The organism is Friedmanniella luteola, from assembly GCF_900105065.1.
Taxonomy (GTDB): Bacteria; Actinomycetota; Actinomycetes; order Propionibacteriales; family Propionibacteriaceae; genus Microlunatus; species Microlunatus luteolus.
The window spans coordinates 2,118,522-2,135,065 of record NZ_LT629749.1 but is presented as its reverse complement, the minus strand read 5'-3'; the positions used below and the strand labels follow the sequence as shown (position 1 = coordinate 2,135,065).

At 75.6% G+C, this 16,544-nt stretch carries 17 protein-coding genes; 7 read left to right on the top strand and 10 right to left on the bottom strand.

From position 1 onward, the window contains the following. Nucleotides 1-168: 168 nt before the first annotated feature. Nucleotides 169-1,050 (bottom strand): ArgP/LysG family DNA-binding transcriptional regulator, encoded by an 882-nt coding sequence (locus BLT72_RS10185; protein ID WP_091412631.1) that lies wholly within the window; start codon nt 1,048-1,050, stop codon nt 169-171. Nucleotides 1,051-1,118: 68 nt separating this feature from the next. On the opposite strand from BLT72_RS10185, the gene BLT72_RS10180 reads away from it, so the two are divergent. Then, nucleotides 1,119-1,724, top strand: a complete 606-nt coding sequence (locus tag BLT72_RS10180) for a LysE/ArgO family amino acid transporter (protein WP_091412629.1) — start codon at nt 1,119-1,121, stop codon at nt 1,722-1,724. 22 nt (nt 1,725-1,746) lie between these two features. Here BLT72_RS10180 and BLT72_RS10175 read toward each other — a convergent pair whose 3' ends face one another. The 3 genes from BLT72_RS10175 to BLT72_RS10165 are packed head-to-tail and all read right to left on the bottom strand — an operon-like array spanning nt 1,747 to nt 3,996. Further along, on the bottom strand, nt 1,747-2,892 hold the full coding sequence (locus BLT72_RS10175; protein WP_091417131.1) for an RNA polymerase sigma factor: 1,146 nt from the start codon (nt 2,890-2,892) through the stop codon (nt 1,747-1,749). Nucleotides 2,893-2,897: 5 nt separating this feature from the next. Next, nucleotides 2,898-3,305 (bottom strand): YciI family protein, encoded by a 408-nt coding sequence (locus BLT72_RS10170; protein ID WP_197677265.1) that lies wholly within the window; start codon nt 3,303-3,305, stop codon nt 2,898-2,900. A gap of 40 nt (nt 3,306-3,345) precedes the next feature. Further along, entirely contained in the window at nt 3,346-3,996 is a 651-nt protein-coding gene (locus tag BLT72_RS10165) for a P-loop NTPase family protein (protein ID WP_091412626.1), read from the bottom strand. 141 nt (nt 3,997-4,137) lie between these two features. On the opposite strand from BLT72_RS10165, the gene BLT72_RS10160 reads away from it, so the two are divergent. The 3 genes from BLT72_RS10160 (at nt 4,138) to BLT72_RS10150 (ending at nt 6,510) form a co-directional block, all read left to right on the top strand. Further along, nucleotides 4,138-4,371 carry a hypothetical protein gene (locus tag BLT72_RS10160; protein ID WP_091412623.1) on the top strand — a complete coding sequence of 78 codons (234 nt, stop codon included), beginning with the start codon at nt 4,138-4,140 and terminating at the stop codon, nt 4,369-4,371. Nucleotides 4,372-4,450: 79 nt separating this feature from the next. After that, nucleotides 4,451-5,047, top strand: coding sequence for a TasA family protein (locus tag BLT72_RS10155; RefSeq protein WP_197677264.1), 597 nt, complete (start codon nt 4,451-4,453; stop codon nt 5,045-5,047). Next, the gene (locus BLT72_RS10150) at nt 5,047-6,510 is read left to right on the top strand and encodes a LamG-like jellyroll fold domain-containing protein (protein ID WP_091412620.1); all 1,464 of its coding nucleotides are present in this window, start codon (nt 5,047-5,049) and stop codon (nt 6,508-6,510) included. The genes BLT72_RS10155 and BLT72_RS10150 overlap by 1 nt, the downstream gene beginning before the upstream one ends. 6 nt (nt 6,511-6,516) lie before the next feature. Here the strand turns inward: BLT72_RS10150 and BLT72_RS10145 are convergent, their stop codons facing one another. From BLT72_RS10145 to BLT72_RS10120, 6 genes are all read right to left on the bottom strand, one after another. Beyond that, nucleotides 6,517-6,921: a VOC family protein gene (locus BLT72_RS10145; protein ID WP_091412618.1), complete on the bottom strand. Its 405-nt coding sequence runs from the start codon at nt 6,919-6,921 to the stop codon at nt 6,517-6,519. 87 nt (nt 6,922-7,008) lie between these two features. Continuing rightward, nucleotides 7,009-7,701 carry an NADPH-dependent F420 reductase gene (locus BLT72_RS10140; protein WP_091412616.1) on the bottom strand — a complete coding sequence of 231 codons (693 nt, stop codon included), beginning with the start codon at nt 7,699-7,701 and terminating at the stop codon, nt 7,009-7,011. A 348-nt stretch (nt 7,702-8,049) separates the two neighbouring features. Next, on the bottom strand, nt 8,050-8,673 hold the full coding sequence (locus tag BLT72_RS10135; RefSeq protein WP_091417127.1) for a hypothetical protein: 624 nt from the start codon (nt 8,671-8,673) through the stop codon (nt 8,050-8,052). Between the two features lie 353 nt (nt 8,674-9,026). Beyond that, nucleotides 9,027-9,860, bottom strand: coding sequence for an alpha/beta hydrolase (locus BLT72_RS10130; protein ID WP_091412614.1), 834 nt, complete (start codon nt 9,858-9,860; stop codon nt 9,027-9,029). After that, nucleotides 9,857-10,705, bottom strand: a complete 849-nt coding sequence (locus BLT72_RS10125) for an alpha/beta fold hydrolase (RefSeq protein ID WP_091412613.1) — start codon at nt 10,703-10,705, stop codon at nt 9,857-9,859. The genes BLT72_RS10130 and BLT72_RS10125 overlap by 4 nt, the downstream gene beginning before the upstream one ends. A gap of 88 nt (nt 10,706-10,793) precedes the next feature. Further along, nucleotides 10,794-13,523, bottom strand: coding sequence for a helix-turn-helix transcriptional regulator (locus tag BLT72_RS10120; RefSeq protein ID WP_091412611.1), 2,730 nt, complete (start codon nt 13,521-13,523; stop codon nt 10,794-10,796). A gap of 326 nt (nt 13,524-13,849) precedes the next feature. Here BLT72_RS10120 and BLT72_RS10115 point away from each other — a divergent pair, with 326 nt between their 5' ends. The 3 genes from BLT72_RS10115 (at nt 13,850) to BLT72_RS10105 (ending at nt 16,539) form a co-directional block, all read left to right on the top strand. Beyond that, complete coding sequence (locus BLT72_RS10115) at nt 13,850-14,566, top strand: alpha/beta fold hydrolase (protein ID WP_091412609.1); 717 nt, start codon at nt 13,850-13,852, stop codon at nt 14,564-14,566. Nucleotides 14,567-14,745: 179 nt separating this feature from the next. After that, nucleotides 14,746-15,645 carry an AraC family transcriptional regulator gene (locus BLT72_RS10110; protein ID WP_091412607.1) on the top strand — a complete coding sequence of 300 codons (900 nt, stop codon included), beginning with the start codon at nt 14,746-14,748 and terminating at the stop codon, nt 15,643-15,645. Nucleotides 15,646-15,762: 117 nt separating this feature from the next. Next, nucleotides 15,763-16,539, top strand: a complete 777-nt coding sequence (locus BLT72_RS10105) for a DUF5995 family protein (RefSeq protein WP_197677263.1) — start codon at nt 15,763-15,765, stop codon at nt 16,537-16,539. The last annotated feature ends 5 nt before the right edge of the window (nt 16,540-16,544 follow it).

Below are 16,544 nucleotides of genomic sequence, written 5' to 3'. Positions count from 1 at the left end.
CATCGAACGGGTGTCCGCCAGCGTCGTCCCCGTGGGCACCAGCGGCTGACGGCACGCCCACGGACCTGCACGGACGGGGCCTCGCCGCCCGGCGAGCCCGGGGTCACCACCGCCCGGGGTGACCGCCCGGTCCGGATCTGGTCGGCTGGCGACGTGAGCCCTCCGTCTTCAGCGCCGGAGCACCTCGGCGGCGCCGCTGATCGCGGCGGCGACCCGGTCCAGCGCACCGGTGCTCAGCCGCCACTGCTGCCAGTGCAGCGGGACGTCGAGGTGCGCCGACGGCGCCAGCGGGACCACCGTGCCCGGCTCCAGCTGCGCGAGCTGGAGCTCGGGCAGCATGCCCCACCCCAGACCCAGCTGGATCGCCCGCCCGAACTCGTGGGTGGCCGGCACGTGGTGGCGCGGCGGGTGCGCGACCGTGCGCCGACGGCGCCGCAGGAAGCGGTCCTGGAGGTCGTCCTTCTCGTCGTAGACGACGACCGGGGCGGCGGCGAGGGCGGCGCCGGTCACGCCGTCGGGGAACCAGCGCGCGGCGAACGCCGGGGTGCAGGCCGGCCGGTAGCGCATCACGCCCAGGGGCCGGGAGGTGCAGCCGGGCACCGGGGTGGCGGTGGCGGTGATCGCGGCGTGAGCGGTGCCCGCGCGGACCAGGTCCAGGGAGTGGTCCTGATCCTCCCGGAGGATCGTCAGCTGGACCGCCTCCGCGACCTGCGCGAGGGCGGGCAGGGCCCAGGTGTGCAGCGAGTCCGCGTTCACGACCAGGGTGATCCGCGGTGCGCTGCCGGCCGGCTCGGGCTCGAGCTGGTCGGACAGGTCGCCGCTCAGCAGCTCGAGCTGCCGGGCGAAGCGGACCACCGCCTCGCCGGCCGGCGTCAGCTCCACCGGTCGGACCCTCCGCAGGACCGGCCGGCCGACGGCCACCTCCAGCGCCCGCACCCGCTGGCTGATGGCCGACGGCGTCAGGTGCAGCCGCTGCGCGGCTGCGTCGAAGGTGCCCTCCGCCGCGATCGCTGCCAGGGTCGACGCCTGCTCGGGCTGCACGGTCACCATGAGCGGATCTTACGATGCGTGAGGAACGTGAACTGGTCTGATGGTCTGCCGCGCCGTACGGTCGTCGGGTGCTCACCGCCGCCCTCGCGGGCTTCCTCACCGGGTTCTCCCTGATCGTCGCCATCGGGGCCCAGAACGCCTTCGTGCTCCGCCAGGGGCTCCGCCGCCGGCACGTCGGGCTGGTCGTGGCCGTGTGCGCCGTCTCGGACCTGGTGCTGATCCTCGCCGGCGTCGCCGGGGTCGGCACGCTGGTGGAGCGGGCCCCGCTCGTGCTCGTCGTGGTCCGCTGGCTGGGCGCCGCGTTCCTCCTGGGCTACGGCCTGCTCGCCGCCCGCCGCGCCGTCCGTGGCGGGCGCCTCGAGGCCGCGGCCGACCGTCCGTTGAGCGCCTCGGCCGTGCTGGGCGCCGCCCTCGCCTTCACCTGGCTCAACCCGCACGTCTACCTCGACACCGTGCTGCTGGTGGGCTCGATCGCCAGCACCCACGGCCTGCCGGGCCGCTGGTGGTTCGCCGCGGGCGCGGGCGTCGCCAGCCTCGCGTGGTTCACCGCCCTCGGCTACGGCGCCCGCGTCCTCACCCCGGTCTTCCGACGCCGCAACGCCTGGCGGGTCCTGGACGCGGGCATCGCCGTGGTGATGCTCGCCCTGGCGGTCTCGCTGCTGGTCGGAGCCTAGGGACCGCGGGGCGGGCGGCGGGTCAGCCGCCCAGGCCCGCGTTGAGCCGGGCGGCCTGCCGGGTCAGGTGGTCGCGCTCGGGGACGTTGGGCGCGGACCGGGCGGCCTCGGCGTAGAGCCGGGCGGCCGTCGTCGCGTCGCCGTCCCGCTCGTGCAGGTAGGCGGCGACCGCGGTGTGCCGGGGCAGTGCGGGGTCGAGCCCGGCCAGGGCGGCCAGGCCCGCGCGCGGGCCGTCCGCCTCCCCGACCGCGACGGCCCGGTTGAGGCGGGCCACCGGGCTGCCGGTGAGCCGGACCAGCTCGTCGTACCACGCGACGATCTGCACCCAGTCGGTCTCCTCCGCCCGCGGTGCGTCCGCGTGCAGGGCGGCGACGGCGGCCTGGGCCTGGAACTCACCGAGCTGGTCGCGGGCCAGCGCGGCCTGCAGCACCGCGACGCCCTCCGTGATCAGCCCGGTGTCCCACCGCCCGCGGTCCTGCTCGGCCAGCGGGACGAGCCGGCCGTCGTCCTCGGTCCGGGCCGGCCGCCGCGCGTGGTGCAGCAGCATCAGCGCGAGCAGGCCCGCCACCTCCGGGTGGTCGACCCCGGCCGCCAGCTGGCGGGTGAGCCGGATCGCCTCGGCCGCGAGGTCGACGTCGCCCGAGTACCCCTCGTTGAAGATCAGGTAGAGCACCCGCAGGACGGTGCCCACGTCGCCGGGCTCGTCGAGCCGGACGCCGGCGACCGTCCGCTTGGCCCGGCTGATCCGCTGGGCCATCGTCGCCTCCGGCACGAGGTAGGCCTGCGCGATCTGACGCGTGGTCAGCCCACCCACCGCCCGCAGCGTCAGCGCCACGGCCGAGGCCGGGGTGAGCGAGGGGTGACCGCACAGGAAGTAGAGCTGGAGGGTGTCGTCGACGTCGGTCCCCGTCCCGGCCACCGGCTCCTCCTCGACGACCACCTCGCGCCGCCGCCGCGAGGCGTCGGCGCGGGTGGCGTCGAGGAACCGGCGCCAGGCGACGGTGACCAGCCAGCCCTTGGGGTCGCGGGGCGGGTCGTCCGGCCAGACCCGGACCGCCTCCACCAGGGCGTCCTGGACCGCGTCCTCGGCCGCGGCGAAGCCTGCTCCGCGGTGGCCGAGGATCCCGATCACGGCGGGGATGAGGGCCCGGAGCTGACCCTCGTCCACCGCGCTCACTCGGTGATCGTCGGGGCGTCCGTGAGGAACGGCCGGACCTCGAGCCACTCGTGGATCGGCCGACCGCCGGCGCCGGGAGCGGCCGACAGCTCGCCGGCCAGCTCCAGGGCCCGGTCGCGACTCTCGACGTCGATCACCATCCAGCCGGCGATGAGGTCCTTGGTCTCGGCGAACGGGCCGTCGGTCACCGGGGGCCGGCCCTCCCCGTCGTAGCGGACGAAGGTGCCCTCCGGCGAGAGCGCCTGGCCGTCGACGTACTCGCCGGTGCCCTCGAGGCGGGTGGCGAAGTCCTGCATGTACTGCAGGTGGGCGGTGACCTCGTCGGGGCTCCACCGGTCCATCGGCACGTCGTTGACGGCCGCCGGGGCGCCGCGGTAGTGCTTGAGCAGCAGGTACTTGGCCATGATGATCTCCTCGCTGGGCTGCGGCCCATTCTGGCCGCGTTCACCCCGGGGACGGAGCCGTACGACCGTTCTCGACATCGCGGGCCGAACTTCTTCCCGGGTCATCCCGCCGCGCGCTCGGCACCGGCCCGGGCAGGCCGACCTGCGCGAGCACGGCCTCCGCGACGTCGCGCGGGCCGCGCCCGCCGGTGTCCACCACGTGCTCGTCGAGCGCGTTCTCGGCGAGCCGCCGGGCCAGCTGGACGTGCCGGGCGAGGTGCCAGGCCAGCGCCCGGTCCTGCTGCGCCCGGTAGCGCCCCCGCAGCCGGACCTCGGCCACCGCCGGCTCGGTCACCAGGCGGACCGACCGCAGCGGCAGGGCGAAGGCCGCTGCGTAGCGCTGCCGGTCCCGCTCGTCGGCGATGACCCCGGCCACGACGAGCTGGCGCGGGCCGGTGCGACGGTAGTTGCGCCAGACGGCAGCCAGGTTCGCGGCCTCGGTGCGGACGTTCTCGGGGTCATCCTCGGCGGGCGGCCAGGACCGGTGGAACCAGTCCACGTCCATCAGGCTGAACGCGAGTCCGCGCTCGGCGAGCAGGTCGCCCAGGTGCTCCAGCGTCGCCGACTTGCCCACCCCGTAGGAGCCGTTGAGGAAGAGGACCGGGGGCTGCCCAGGACCGGGTCCGGCAGCCTGCTCCTCGCTCGGGTCCACGGTCTGGACGGTACGGCGTCGGCGGGGGAAGCGCTGACGAACCGTCCGCCGGCGCGCGTCGGAGGAGCGACCCTCCGGCGTCACCCGCTCGCCCGGGACGGGCCCGGCGCAGCAGACTGCGGCCATGACGAGCCACCCCCGTTGACCGGGTGCTGCGGGCGTGGCGCCACGGCCGTCTTCCTCGCGCGCGAGCTCGGGGTCCAGGTGGTCGCGGTCGACGCGGCGGGCGTCGGGAACCAAGCCGGCAGCCGCGACGACTGGATCCGCTGGGCCCGCGCCACCGGCGAGAGCGAGGCCGGCCCGCTGCTGACGGTGCTCACCCCGTCGGCGGCCGACGCGATCGGCTTCGCGCTGGTCAGCGCGGTCCGGCGGTGAGCGCGGCGGTTCGTCTATCCTGAGCGCGATGGCCGCGGGGGCGGTCCCGAGCACCGGACGAGCTGCTGCAGGAGATCCCTTGCCCCCCACCCCCCGTGCCGCCCGGTCCCTGCGCTGGCTGGTCTGGCCGGCCGCGGCCCTGGTGACGCTCGGGCTCGTCAGCCACTCGTCGTACTCCGCCTTCAGCTCCAAGGTCACCAACGGCGGGAACAAGCTCGCCGCGGGCACGGTCAGCCTGGCCGACGACGACGCCGGAGCCGCCGCGCTGTCGCTGACGAACCTCAAGCCCGGCGCGTCGGGGTCGCGGTGCATCGCCGTCACGTCGACGGGCACCCTCGCCTCGTCGGTCAAGCTCTACGCGGCCGAGGTCGCGGTCACCAAGGGGCTGGGCAGCTACGTGACCTGGACCGTCACCCAGGGGACGGGCGGCAGCTTCGGCTCGTGCACCGGCTTCACCGCGCTGGCCAGCGGCTCGAGCGTCTACACCGGCACGCTGGCCGCCTTCACCACCGCGGCGTCGAGCTTCGGCACCGGCGTCGGCACCTGGGCACCGAGCGGCGCCAGCACCGAGACCCGCAGCTACCAGCTGGCCTACGCCGTCAGCCCGAACGCGCCCGACTCGGTCCAGGGCGGGACCGCCGCCTTCGACCTCGTCTGGGAGGCGCAGAACACCTGATGGAGCAGCAGCGGCCCTGGAGCTGGCCCTGGCTGGTGGCCTGCACGCTGGCCAAGGCCGTCCTCGCGAGCGTCCTGTGCCTGGGCCTGTGGGGCGCCGCGCCGGCGCTGCTCGGGTGGCTGCCGACCACCGTCAGCAGCGGCTCGATGCTCCCCCGGCTGCACGTCGGGGACGTCGCCGTCTCGCGCCCGCTGCAGGGCGCCGCGCCGACGTTGGGCAGCGTCCTGCTCTTCGACGACCCCGACCACCCCGGCCGGCTCCGCCTGCACCGCTTCGTGCGGGTCGACGACGACGGCCTGCTCGTCACCCGCGGCGACGCCAACGACGGCGACGACTCCTCTCCCGTCACCCTGGGCGCGGTCCGCGGCGTCGGCACGCTGCGCGTCCCCTGGGTGGGCCTGCCGGTCGTCTGGGCGCGGGAACGGGCCCTCGTCCCGCTGGGACTCGCCCTGGTCGGGCTGGTCGGGCTGGCCCTGGTCGCCGGGCAGAGCCGCCGCTTCGGCTACCCGGACGACGCCGAGGGCCCGCCCGACGGCGGCGGGGACGCCGACGAAGCGGCCCCGGCCGCGGCCGACGAGGCGAGCCCGGCGGACGGCGTCGTCACGACGCGGGCGGGTCGTGCCGAGCGGTCCGCCCGGACCGCCCGCCGGGCCGCGCTCGCCGCGGCCGGCGCCGCCCTGCTCGTGCTGGTGCCCGCGCTGCCGGCCGACGCGGCGTTCACGGGCCGCACCAGCAGCCGGGCCGGTCTGGCGGCGGCCCCGTACTTCACCTGCGCCGGCGCGGTGACGGCGTCCAGCCCGGCCGTGTGGTTCCGGCTGGACGAGACCACCTCGACGGCCACCACGGCGACCGACAGCTCGCGCAACGCGCGCAACGGCGTCTACGGGTCGGCCGGGAAGGCCACGGTCACCGACCGGGCCTGTGCCCGCGACACCGGCGGGGCCATGAGGTTCGACGGCGCGAGCGGCTACCTGAGCTCCGCCCAGATCACCGGCACGGCACCCCAGACCTTCACCACCGCCGTCTGGTTCAAGACGACCGCCACCCGGGGCGGCAAGCTGGTCGGCTACGGGAACGTCCAGACCGGGGCCTCCGGCGTCTTCGACCGGCACCTCTACCTCGCCGACACCGGCCGGGTGGTCTTCGGCGTCTACGCCGGCGCGACGAAGACGGTGATCTCGCCGAACCCCTACCGGGACGGCCGGTGGCACCAGGCCGTCGCCACCTTGTCCTCGGCGGGGATGCGGCTCTACCTCGACGGCGACCTCGTCGCCTCCGACGCCTCGACGACCTCCGCCGAGCCGGTCAGCTCCGGCTACCTGCGGGTCGGCTTCGACAACCTCGACGGCTGGCCCAGCGCCCCCACCAGCCGGTACTTCACCGGCACCCTCGACGACGTCGCCCTCTACCTCACCGCTCTCTCCCCGGCCCAGGTCGAGGCGCAGTACGAGGCGGGCACCTGAGCGGGATCACCAGGCCTGCCCGGGCCGGTAGCTCCCGACCGACCACTGGTGGCCCTCGAGGTCGAGGACCTCGAAGCGGTGGTTGCCCCACGCCGTCGTCTCCGGTCCGCGGAGGACGGTGGCCCCCGCCGCCACGGCCCGGACGTAGAGGTCGTCGACCGCGGCCTCGTCCTCCAGGCACAGCACGGGTGCCCGGCTGGAGGCGCCGTCGACGACCGGCGACGCGGCCTGCCCCGCGGCGGCGGCCTGCACCATGACCACGGCGTCGCCCAGCCTGAGCTCGGCGTGGTCGACGGCACCCTCGCGCGGTCCGTGCTGGGCGGTGACCTCGAACCCGAAGGCCCGCACGAGCCAGGCGACCGCCGCCGCCGGGTCCTGGTAGAGCGTGAACAGGGACAGGGTGGCCGGCACGTCGGTCCTCTCTCGGGTCTGGGTGCTCCCCCCACCGTGGCAGCAGTTGCGGTCAGTTCCTGACCGCGGCCGCGGCGGTCCCGGTGCTCAGCTGTCCCGGTAGCGGACGGCCGCGGCCAGCTTCTCCGCCAGCGCCTCGGCCGTGAGCGGGCGCGCGGGCCAGTCGGGGAGCGCCGTGCCCGGGACGGCGTAGGGCTGGACGTAGGCGGCGGTGTCGCGCTGGTAGCGCCAGCCCTCCGACAGCGGCCCGACGTCGTGGGCGTCGAAGCCGATGGCGGCGAGGAAGCCGGTCACCACCTGCTTGGCCGCGTCGTCGTCGCCCGCGATCGGGAGCGCGGAGCGCTCCGGGTGCCCGGCCGGGCGCGCGAGGGTCGCGAGATGGCTGACGTAGATGTTGTTGAACGCCTTCACGACCCGGGACTCGGGGAGGTGCTGCTGCAGCAGCTCGCTGGTCGTGGTCGACTCGTCGTCGAGCACGCCGATGTGCCCGTCCCGGTCCGGGTAGTAGTTGTTCGTGTCGATGACCACCTTGCCGCGCAGCGGCTCGACCGGCACCTCGCGGTACGCCCGCAGCGGGACCGTCACGACGACGACGTCGCCGGCTGCGGCGGCCTCGGACGGCGTGGCGGCACGGGCCTGCGGTCCCAGCTGGTCGACCAGCCCGACGAGCGTCTCGGGGCCCCGGCTGTTGCTCAGCACCACGGCGTGTCCGGCGTCGACCGCCAACCGCGCGATGGTGCTGCCGATGTTCCCGCTGCCGATCAGTCCGATGGTCGTCATGCTCCTGGCAAGCCGACCGGCGCCGGGATTGTTCCCGACCGGGCGGCGGAGCCGTTCCTGGGTAGGTGATGACGGCGCCGCCGTCCGCGAGGACGGCGCTGCCCTCGCGCGACGAGGTCGCCGGCGGCCGGGGTCGAGCTCATCGGGGGCATCAGCGACCCACCCGTGGGGCCGGATCGCGTCCTTCGAGGACAGCGAGGGCGACGACCTCCAGCTGTAGGTCCGCAGGACTGAGCGACCGCGCCCCGGCGGAGCCGGCCGACGCCGGCAGGGCCACCCGCACCGTAGGTGCGGGTGGCCCTGCTGGTCGCCGGGTCTCCCCCGACGGGGCCCGGGGTCGAGGCTGGGTCAGCTGTTCTGCGCCTCCCAGGTGAGTCCGGCGGCCGCGGTGCCGCCCTGCGTGCTGTCCGGGGCGTCGGCCCGGACCGTGTAGGTGATCTGGTACGTCCGGGACTCGGTGGCCTTGCCGGTCGGCGTCCAGCTGCCGAGGCCGCTGGTGTAGCCGGTGGCGGTCTTGCCGAGGTTGTCCAGGGTGCCGGTGTAGACGTCGGCGCCGGAGGCGAGCGGGGTGTAGCCGGTGCAGGAGCCGAAGCTGCCGCCGGTGCCCTGGGTGACCTTCAGGTCGAGGTTCGCGGCCACGTCCTTGGTGGAGGTCGGCGTCGTCGCGTACAGCCGCACGGCCGAGGCGAGGCTGCCCTTCGAGGTGACGACGACGCACTGGGTGCCGGTCGACCCGGGCTTGAGGTTCGCCACCGTGAAGGCGGCGGTGTTCGCGTCGTCGTCGGCGAGGACGACGGTGCCGGTCGCCCAGTTGCTGGTCGGGTTCACCGTGGTGGCGGAGTAGGCGGAGTAGGAGGCCTGCGAGACGACCAGGCCCGAGACCGCGACCGCGGCGGGCACGGCCAGCAGGGTGGCGACCTTGGCGGCCCGGCGCGACGGGCGGGCGGTCTTGGCGGTGGTGGTGGCGGTCATGGCGGGCTCCTCGGGGCGGGTCGGGCGGGTGTCGAGCTGCCCCCCGGCGGCTCCCCGGCCCGTGTCCCGGGCCGGTGAGAAGAACTCTGGCCCGCCGACCTCCACCCCGGCTCAGGCTCCGAGGGCACCTCCGCTCAGCACTCCCCCAGCACGGGAGCACCCTCCGGACGCCCTCAGGAACACCTCAGGCACAGGTCACCGGCGCCTTCGCCGACCCGCGCTCCACCCGGTCGTGGCGGCGGTGGGGCCAGGGGGTGGGCCGTCGAGGCGCGAGTGCCGGAGAGCGGCACGCCGCGGGGCGTCCGGCGGGCACCTCTCCAGCACCCGCCGAGCAGCCCCCCGGTGCCAGCCCCTCAGGACCGTGCCGCCGCCCCCCGGTCCGCGTCCGCGTGGTCGAGCGCCCAGCTGAGGGCGTGGTCGGCGACGGCTTCCCACCCGGGGGCGGCGCAGGTCCAGTGGTCGCGGCCGGCGAACTCGTGGTACGCGGTGAGCGCGGGCGACTTCTGGTAGTGCTGGGCGTTGGACCGGTTCACCGACGGCGGCATGATGTGGTCCTTCTCGCCGGCGATGAACAGCAGCGGCGCCCGGTCCTGGGCGTAGTCGACCCACGTCTCCTGGTGGCCCGGCTTGAAGTTGGCGAACAGCCCGTACTCCCAGACCCAGTGACCGGGGGCCGCGATGGCGTAGCGCTCCCAGGCGGCGCGCGACTCCTCCTCGGTGAGGGTGTTGGCGAAGGCGTAGTGGAACTCCTCGGGGGTGAACGCGACGGCGCGGTGCCGGTTCGCCGGGTTCTTCAGCGCCGGGAACAGCGACCGGGCCTGGGAGACGGGGTTGACCCGGACGCCCTCGGTGGGGGCCGAGTCGATGACGACGCCGGCGCTGCCGAGACCGCGCGCCAGCAGCAGCTGGGTGAGGGTGCCGCCGAAGGAGTGGCCGATGATGACGGGCGGCGCCGGCAGCGCCTCGACCACGCCGGCGAGGTGGTCGACCGTCTCGGGGACGGTGAGCCGGGCGATCACCGAGGGGTCAGCGCGGAGCGCCTCCACCTCGACCTCGAAACCGGGGTAGGCGGGGGCGAGGACCTGGTGGCCCTGGGCCTCGTAGTGGGCGACCCAGTGCTCCCAGCTGCGCGGCGTCATCCAGAGGCCGTGCACGAGCACGATGGTGCGGGGGTGGTCGTCGGTCATGGCGTGTCCTTCGGGTGGGAGGTGATGAACTGGAGGAGGTCGGCGTGCAGCCGGTCGCGGTCGGTGTCGGGCAGCGCGTGCGGACTGCCCTCGTAGACCGTGAGCACGGCGCCCCGGACCAGCTGGGCCGAGCGGGCGCCGCCGACGGCGAAGGGGACGATCTGGTCGTCGTCGCCGTGCACGACCAGGGTGGGGACGTCGATGCGGGCCAGGTCCTCGCGGAAGTCCGTCGCCGAGAAGGCGGCGATGCACGCGTGGGCCGCCCGGTGGCCGCAGGCCATGCCCTGCAACCAGAACGCGTCGCGGAACCCCTGCTCGACGTCGTGGTTGCGGTTGTGGCCGAAGAACGGTCCGTCCGCCAGGTCCCGGTAGAGCTGGGAACGGTCGGCGATCTCCCCGGCCCGGATCTGGTCGAACACCTCGACCGGCAGTCCGTCGGGGTTGTCGTCGGTCTGCAGCATGAACGGCGGGACCGCGGAGACGAGCACCAGCCGGGACACCCGTCGACCGCCGTGCCGCGCCAGGTACCGCACGACCTCCCCGCCCCCGGTGGAGTGCCCCACCAGGGTCAGGTCGGTGAGGTCGAGGGCCTCGACGAGGGCGGCGAGGTCGTCGGCGTAGGTGTCCATCTCGTTGCCGTGCCAGGTCTGGCTGGACCGGCCGTGGCCGCGGCGGTCGTGGGCGATGGCGCGGTGGCCGTGCTCGGCGAGGAACAGCGCCGCCGCCTCCCAGGCGTCGGCGTTGAGCGGCCAGCCGTGGCTGAGCAGGACGGGTGACCCGGCGTCCTCCCCGCCCCAGTCCTTGTAGAAGATCTGGGCGCCGTCCTCGGTGGTGACGGTGGGCATCGGGCCTCCTCGGCTCTCGGTCACGGCCGAGCCTGCCGGGACCCGAGGGCTCCCCGGACCACGTGCGGCACGTGGTCCCGGCCGGTGGTCAGGCGTCGAGCCGGTCCGCGAGCTGCCGCCGCGAGGTGATGCCGAACTTCTGGAACACCTTGCGCAGGTGGTAGTCGACCGTGTTCGCACTGATGAACAGGGCGGCGCCGATCTCGGCGTTGGTGCGTCCGGAGGCGGCGAGCCGCGCCACCGTCGCCTCCTGCGCGGTGAGGTCGACCCCGGCGACCGCGCCGTCCGGCGTGGACCGCCCGCCGGTCACCCCCAGCTCGGCCCGGGCCCGGCGGGCGAACTGCTCGGCGCCGCTCTGCTCGAAGAGCGCCACGGCGGCCTGCAGCTGGTCGCGGGCCTCGCCGCGGCGACGGAGCCGGCGCAACCACTCCCCGTGCAGGAGGTGGGCACGCCCCAGCTCGACCGGGACGTCCGCCGTCTGGAGGGTGGCGACGGCAGCCCCGTACAGGGGTCCGGCCGACGCGTCGTCGGTGACGAGCGCACGCGACCGCTGCGCCACGCCCCGGGCCCAGGCCGAGCCGCTGGTGGCCGCGATCGTCTCGAGGCGCCGGAGCGGGTCGGTGGCCTCGTCGCGGTGGCCCGAGCGGACGGCGGCCTCGATGAAGTCCGGGTACTGGTGCGGTGTGGTCTGCAGGAACGGCTCCGCCACCAGGGGGGCGAGGCCGTCCCGGGCGTCGCGGTAGTGGCCGCCGGCGAGGTCGACGACCGCCAGCGCGGCCTGCGCCGAGGCGTGCACCCCGCCGAAGCCGGCGGCCCGAGCTCCTTCCGCGACCTGCTGGACCTGGGCCCGTGGAGCACCGCTCCAGGCCAGCAGCGCGGCGTTGACGACGTGCTCGGCGTCGTAGCCCATCACCCGTCGCAGCTCCCGCACCTGGTTCATGTGCTCCTCGGCCCGCCGCGGGGTGCCCCCCGTCAGCTCGGCCAGCGACATGATCCACAGCACCGACTCGAGCAGCTGCAGCGACCCGGCGTCCCGGGCCGCCTCCGCGGTGCGGTGCAGGCAGGCGCGCCGGGCGCGCTCGTCCCACAGGGCTGTCGTCAGGGCCACGCTGACCGTGCCGTAGCGCAGCAGGTCCTCCGGGTCCAGGCCGGCGAGGAGGCGGACCGCGTCGCGCAGCACCGGGACCGCATCGGGGAAGGGCCGCAGCACGTGCGCCGCCAGGGCTCCCAGCAGGACCGCCGGCGGACCGTCCCCCACCTGCGCGCCCTGCTCGAGGCAGCGGCCCAGCCGCTCGAGGGTGACGTCCCGCAGCAGCCTCTCCGCGGGCAGGCTGTACTCGAACGCCTTGATCAGGGCGTCCTGCTCCAGGGCCGGGTCGGTGGGCCGGAAGCACCGTGCGGCCTCGAGCATGGCGGCCGAGGCACGCGTCAGGCTCGGTCCGTCGGCGGTGAAGAGGCCCAGCGCGGCCCGGACCGCGATCAGCCGGCCCCGCAGCGGTTCCGGCAACCGCTGCTGCTCGGCTTCGTCGAGCAGGCCGCCGGCCACCTGCGCGGCCCCGGCCGCCAGGGCCGACTCCGCCGCGCCGATCAGCCGTCGCGCCTGCACCTCACCCGGCGGGGTCAGCTCGGCAGCACGACGGAGCACGGTGAGCCGCGAGGCGTGACCGCCGCGCCGACCGGCGCGGTCGGCGACCTGCTCGAGCCGGTCGGCCAGGACGGCGTCCGTGCCCAGCGCGGCCTTCGCGGCGTGCCAGGCCTCGAGCTCCGGTTGCCCCGCGCGCTCGGCGGCCGAGGACAGCGCTCGGTGGACCCGGCGGCGGTCAGCCCCGCGAGCGGCGTTGTAGACGGCGGAGCGCACCAGCGGGTGCCGGAAGCGGAGCGTGCCGCCGAGCTCGACGAGGCCCTCGGTCTCGGCGACGTCGCCGGTGCCGGCCGGCAGGTCCAGCGTCGCCGCGGCGGCCTCGACCAGCCGGACGTCGTCGGTCGAGTCCGCGGCCGCGACCAGCACCCACAGCTGCACGGCGGGCTCGAGGCGGTGCACCCGCCGGAGGTAGTGGGCCTCCAGGTGCCGCCCGATCGGCACGGGCTCGGCGGCCAGGCTCGACTCGACGAGGCGCGCGGGCGTCCACTCCTCGGCGAGGTCCACCAGCGCCAACGGGTTCCCGCCGGTGGCCCGGACGACCTGAGCGGCGGCGAGCCGGTCGAGTGGCCGGTGCAGCACGGAGCCGAGCAGGGTCAGCGCCGACGCCGTGTCCAGCCCGGCGAGGCGGAGCTCACGCACCCCGGCCAGCGGCAGCTCCACGCCGTCCTCCTCCCGGACGGCGAGCAGCAGCGCAGCGGACTCGGCCTGCAGCCGCCGGCCGACGAAGGCCAGCACCTCCAGCGACTCGTGGTCCAGCCACTGGGCGTCGTCGACGACGCAGACCACCGGCTGCCTCGAACCGGCGGCGGCCAGCAGGCCCAGGACCGCCAGACCGACCAGGAACCGGTCCGGGGGCGGACCCTCACCGAGGCCCGCCGCCGTCAGCAGGGCCTGCTGATGGCGTGGGAGCAGGTCCTGCAGGTGCGGCCGCAGCGGCGTCAGGAGTCGTTGCAGGGCGGCGAAGGGCATGCTCGACTCGGCCTCGAAGCCGTCCACCCGCAGCACGCGCACACCGACCAGGCCCGTCGTCGCGGCCGCCAGCAAGGCCGTCTTGCCGATCCCCGGCTCGCCGCGCAGGACCAGCGCCCCGCCGACCCCGTTGCGCGCCCCAGCCACCAGGGCCGCCACGCTGCGGCGCTCCTCGTCCCGTCCCACCAGCCCGGTGACCGCCCCCATGGCCGGACTGTAGTGACGGCCGGCGCGGGGCCGCCAGGGCTGCGCGCCCGACGTGGGACGAGGGCCGGGCCCACCCGGACCTCGGCGCGAGGCTGGCTCGTGCCGGGTCCGGTGAGGTCCCTGGTCCAGACCTGCACAGGTCTGGGCCGTGCCTGCACGACCAGCCGCCCCAGCTCCCGGACACCCGGTCGGGCCGCCACGTTGGGGCTGGCGTCCGGGCGTGCCGGCATCGGCTCGGCTCCACACGACCGGGGCGACACCTCGGCCACGCCCCGCCGACCGACCGTCCGCGCCTCCCCGTCCCCACACCCACCCCGAGGAGAACCATGACCACCACCCCGACCGTCGTGCTGGTGCACGGCGCCTTCGCCGACGCGGCCAGCTTCGCCGCCGTGACCCGCCTGCTGCTCGACGACGGCCTGACCGTCGTCGTGCCGCCCGTCCCCAACCGCAGCCTGGCCGGTGACGCGGCCTCCATCGCCTCCGTCGTCCGTCAGGTCGACGGGCCGGTGCTGCTGGTCGGCCACTCCTACGGTGGCGCGGTGATCACCGTCGCAGGAGCCGAGGAGAACGTCGTCGGCCTCGTCTACCTGGCCGGTTACGCCCTCGAGAAGGGCGAGAGCCTCGGCGAGCTGCAGGGCCGTTTCCCCGACTCCGACCTCGCCGACGCCCTGGTCTACCGGCCCTACCCGGTCGAGGGACAGCCAGACGGCACCGACGTCTACGTCGACGTCGCCAGGTTCCCGGACATCTTCGCCGCCGGGGTCGAACCGCGGCTCGCGGAGGTGCTCGCCGTCTCCCAGCGGGCGCTGGCCGGGGCCGCGTTCGGCGAGCCGGCGGCGGATGCGGCCTGGCGGAGCAAGCCCTCCTGGGGCCTGGTCGCCTCCGAGGACCGCACGATCAACCCCGACGTCGAGCGGTTCGGCTACAGCCGGGCCGGGATGACCGTCCGCGAGGTCGCGTCCTCGCACCTCGTGATGCTCGCCCACCCCGACGCCGTCGTCGACCTCATCCGCGAGGCCGTGCGCGCGACCGCCGGCTGAGCGGGGCACCCGCGCCGGAGGGCACGGGCCCCGCTCTGGCCCGGCGACGGGGCGTGGTGGCAGGCTGTGGCCATCCGCCGGGACGGCAGCGCTGACCCACCGGCAGCCCTCCTGAACGAGGTGGTCCGTGACCGTCGTGCTCGACCGACCTGGTTCCCGAGCGGTCGCGCCTCGAGGCCGTGCACGCCGCCTACGAGGACCAGCAGCCGCGCCGGCACGTCGTCGTGGGGACCCAGCCGGTCCGGCACCGGGTCGAGCGGTTGGCGCTGGGGCCCCAGATCCACCTCCTGCACACCGGCGGCAGTCCCCTCGACATCCTCCGCACCGCCCGCCAGGTGCGGGCGGACGCCCCCGAGCACGTCGCCATCGGGCTGCGCCGGCACGGACGGGGTCTGGTCTCGGTGGCCGGCGCCGAGGCCGACCTCCCCGTCGGGCACCTGAACTGCGTCGACATGACCCGGCCCTACCGGCTGGTGCACAGCACCGCCCACGTCCACGACGTGCTCATCCTCAGCAACGCGGCGGCCGGGGTGTCGGTCGACGTCGTCCGGGCGGCGGCACCCGCCCTGCGACGCAGCCCGGTGTACGGCTTGGTCCGTGGGCACGTCGCCGGCCTCTTCGCCGGCACCCGCCTGCTGTCCCCGGAGGTGCGCCAGCTCGTGGGCCAGGCCACCACCGCCCTGGTCCGGGCTCTGCTGACCACCGCCGCCGCGACCGGAGGCGCCCACGAGGCGCTCGACGCAGCGCTGGCGTCCCGGCTGGCCCTCTACCTCGACGCGCACCTCACCGACCCGGACCTGACGATCGAGAGGGCGGCGGCTGCCCACCACGTCTCCGTGCGGCAGCTCTACGCGACCTGGGCCGAGGCCGGGCACGACGTCACCCCGGCGCGCTGGCTGACCCAGCGGCGCCTCGAGCGGGCCCGGGAGCAGCTGACGGGTGCCGGGTCGGGCCTCAGCATCGCCGTCGTCGCCCGCCGGTGCGGCTTCGCCGACCCCAGCCACTTCAGCCGCCGGTTCCGCCAGGCCTTCGGCGTCACGCCGCGGGAGTGGCGCCGGCTGGGGTCGACGCGGGGCTGAACGCGGGCTCGGCCGATCGCGCTCGCGCTGGACCCTGGCGGTCTTCACCTCCGGCCCGGACCGTGCTTCGCTGGTGCTCATGCGGACGCTGAACGGGGCAGACCCGCGGTCGGGCCGATGAGCCCGCCGGAGGAGCCACCGGTCGTCGCGGCCGGAGCCCCGGTCGACGCCGGGATCGCCGAGGTCGTCACGCAGCTGGAGCGGCGGCTCCACGCGCTGGGCGCCGGGCAGGACCAGCGGCGGGCGTTCCTCGGCACCTACCTGCGGATGACGGCCACCATCGGTCAGGCCGTCGCCGGTGGGGTGTTCGAGGACCCGGGTTGGGTGCGGCGCTGGGACGTCGCCTTCGTGGGCCACTTCCTGGCGGCCCACGACGCGGACGTCGCCGGCGGTGACGTCCCGCGCCCGTGGCGGCTGGCCTTCGCGGCGGACCCGGCGCTCCCGACCCTCGTGCACCTGCTGCTCGACCTGAACGCCCACGTCAACTACGACCTGCCGCTGGCGGTGCTGGCCGTGATCAGCGACGAGGACTTCGAGGACGCGGCGGTGATGGCGAGCCGGCACCGCGACCACGAGCGGGTGGACGCGCTGATCGCGTCCCGGGTGGCCGCCGAGGGCGAGCTCCTGCCGGCGTCGACCCGGCTCCGGCGGAGGCTGCTCGCTCCGCTCGACCGGTGGAGCAGCCGGCGCTTCCTGTCCGCCGCCCGACGTCAGGTGTGGGCCAACGCCGTGGACCTGCACCGAGCACGGCAGCAGGGTGCCGACGCCTACCGCACCCGGCTGGCCGAGCTGGACGTGCTGGCCTCGGCCAAGATCGTCGACCTGCTGCGGCCCGGCCCCGTGCTGCTCCGGCTCGCCCTGGTGGGCTTCGGCGTCCGGCTGCCACCGGCCTGAAGCCG

Bases quoted from the DNA above. Each gene is read 5' to 3' on its own strand.
- BLT72_RS10185 (WP_091412631.1), bottom strand. From the start codon at position 1,050: ATGGTGACCGTGCAGCCCGAGCAGGCGTCGACCCTGGCAGCGATCGCG.
- BLT72_RS10170 (WP_197677265.1), bottom strand. From the start codon at position 3,305: ATGGCCAAGTACCTGCTGCTCAAGCACTACCGCGGCGCCCCGGCGGCC.
- BLT72_RS10150 (WP_091412620.1), top strand. From the start codon at position 5,047: ATGGAGCAGCAGCGGCCCTGGAGCTGGCCCTGGCTGGTGGCCTGCACG.
- BLT72_RS10140 (WP_091412616.1), bottom strand. From the start codon at position 7,701: ATGACGACCATCGGACTGATCGGCAGCGGGAACATCGGCAGCACCATC.
- BLT72_RS10135 (WP_091417127.1), bottom strand. From the start codon at position 8,673: ATGACCGCCACCACCACCGCCAAGACCGCCCGCCCGTCGCGCCGGGCC.
- BLT72_RS10130 (WP_091412614.1), bottom strand. From the start codon at position 9,860: ATGACCGACGACCACCCCCGCACCATCGTGCTCGTGCACGGCCTCTGG.
- BLT72_RS10125 (WP_091412613.1), bottom strand. From the start codon at position 10,705: ATGCCCACCGTCACCACCGAGGACGGCGCCCAGATCTTCTACAAGGAC.
- BLT72_RS10120 (WP_091412611.1), bottom strand. From the start codon at position 13,523: ATGGGGGCGGTCACCGGGCTGGTGGGACGGGACGAGGAGCGCCGCAGC.
- BLT72_RS10115 (WP_091412609.1), top strand. From the start codon at position 13,850: ATGACCACCACCCCGACCGTCGTGCTGGTGCACGGCGCCTTCGCCGAC.
- BLT72_RS10105 (WP_197677263.1), top strand. From the start codon at position 15,763: ATGAGCCCGCCGGAGGAGCCACCGGTCGTCGCGGCCGGAGCCCCGGTC.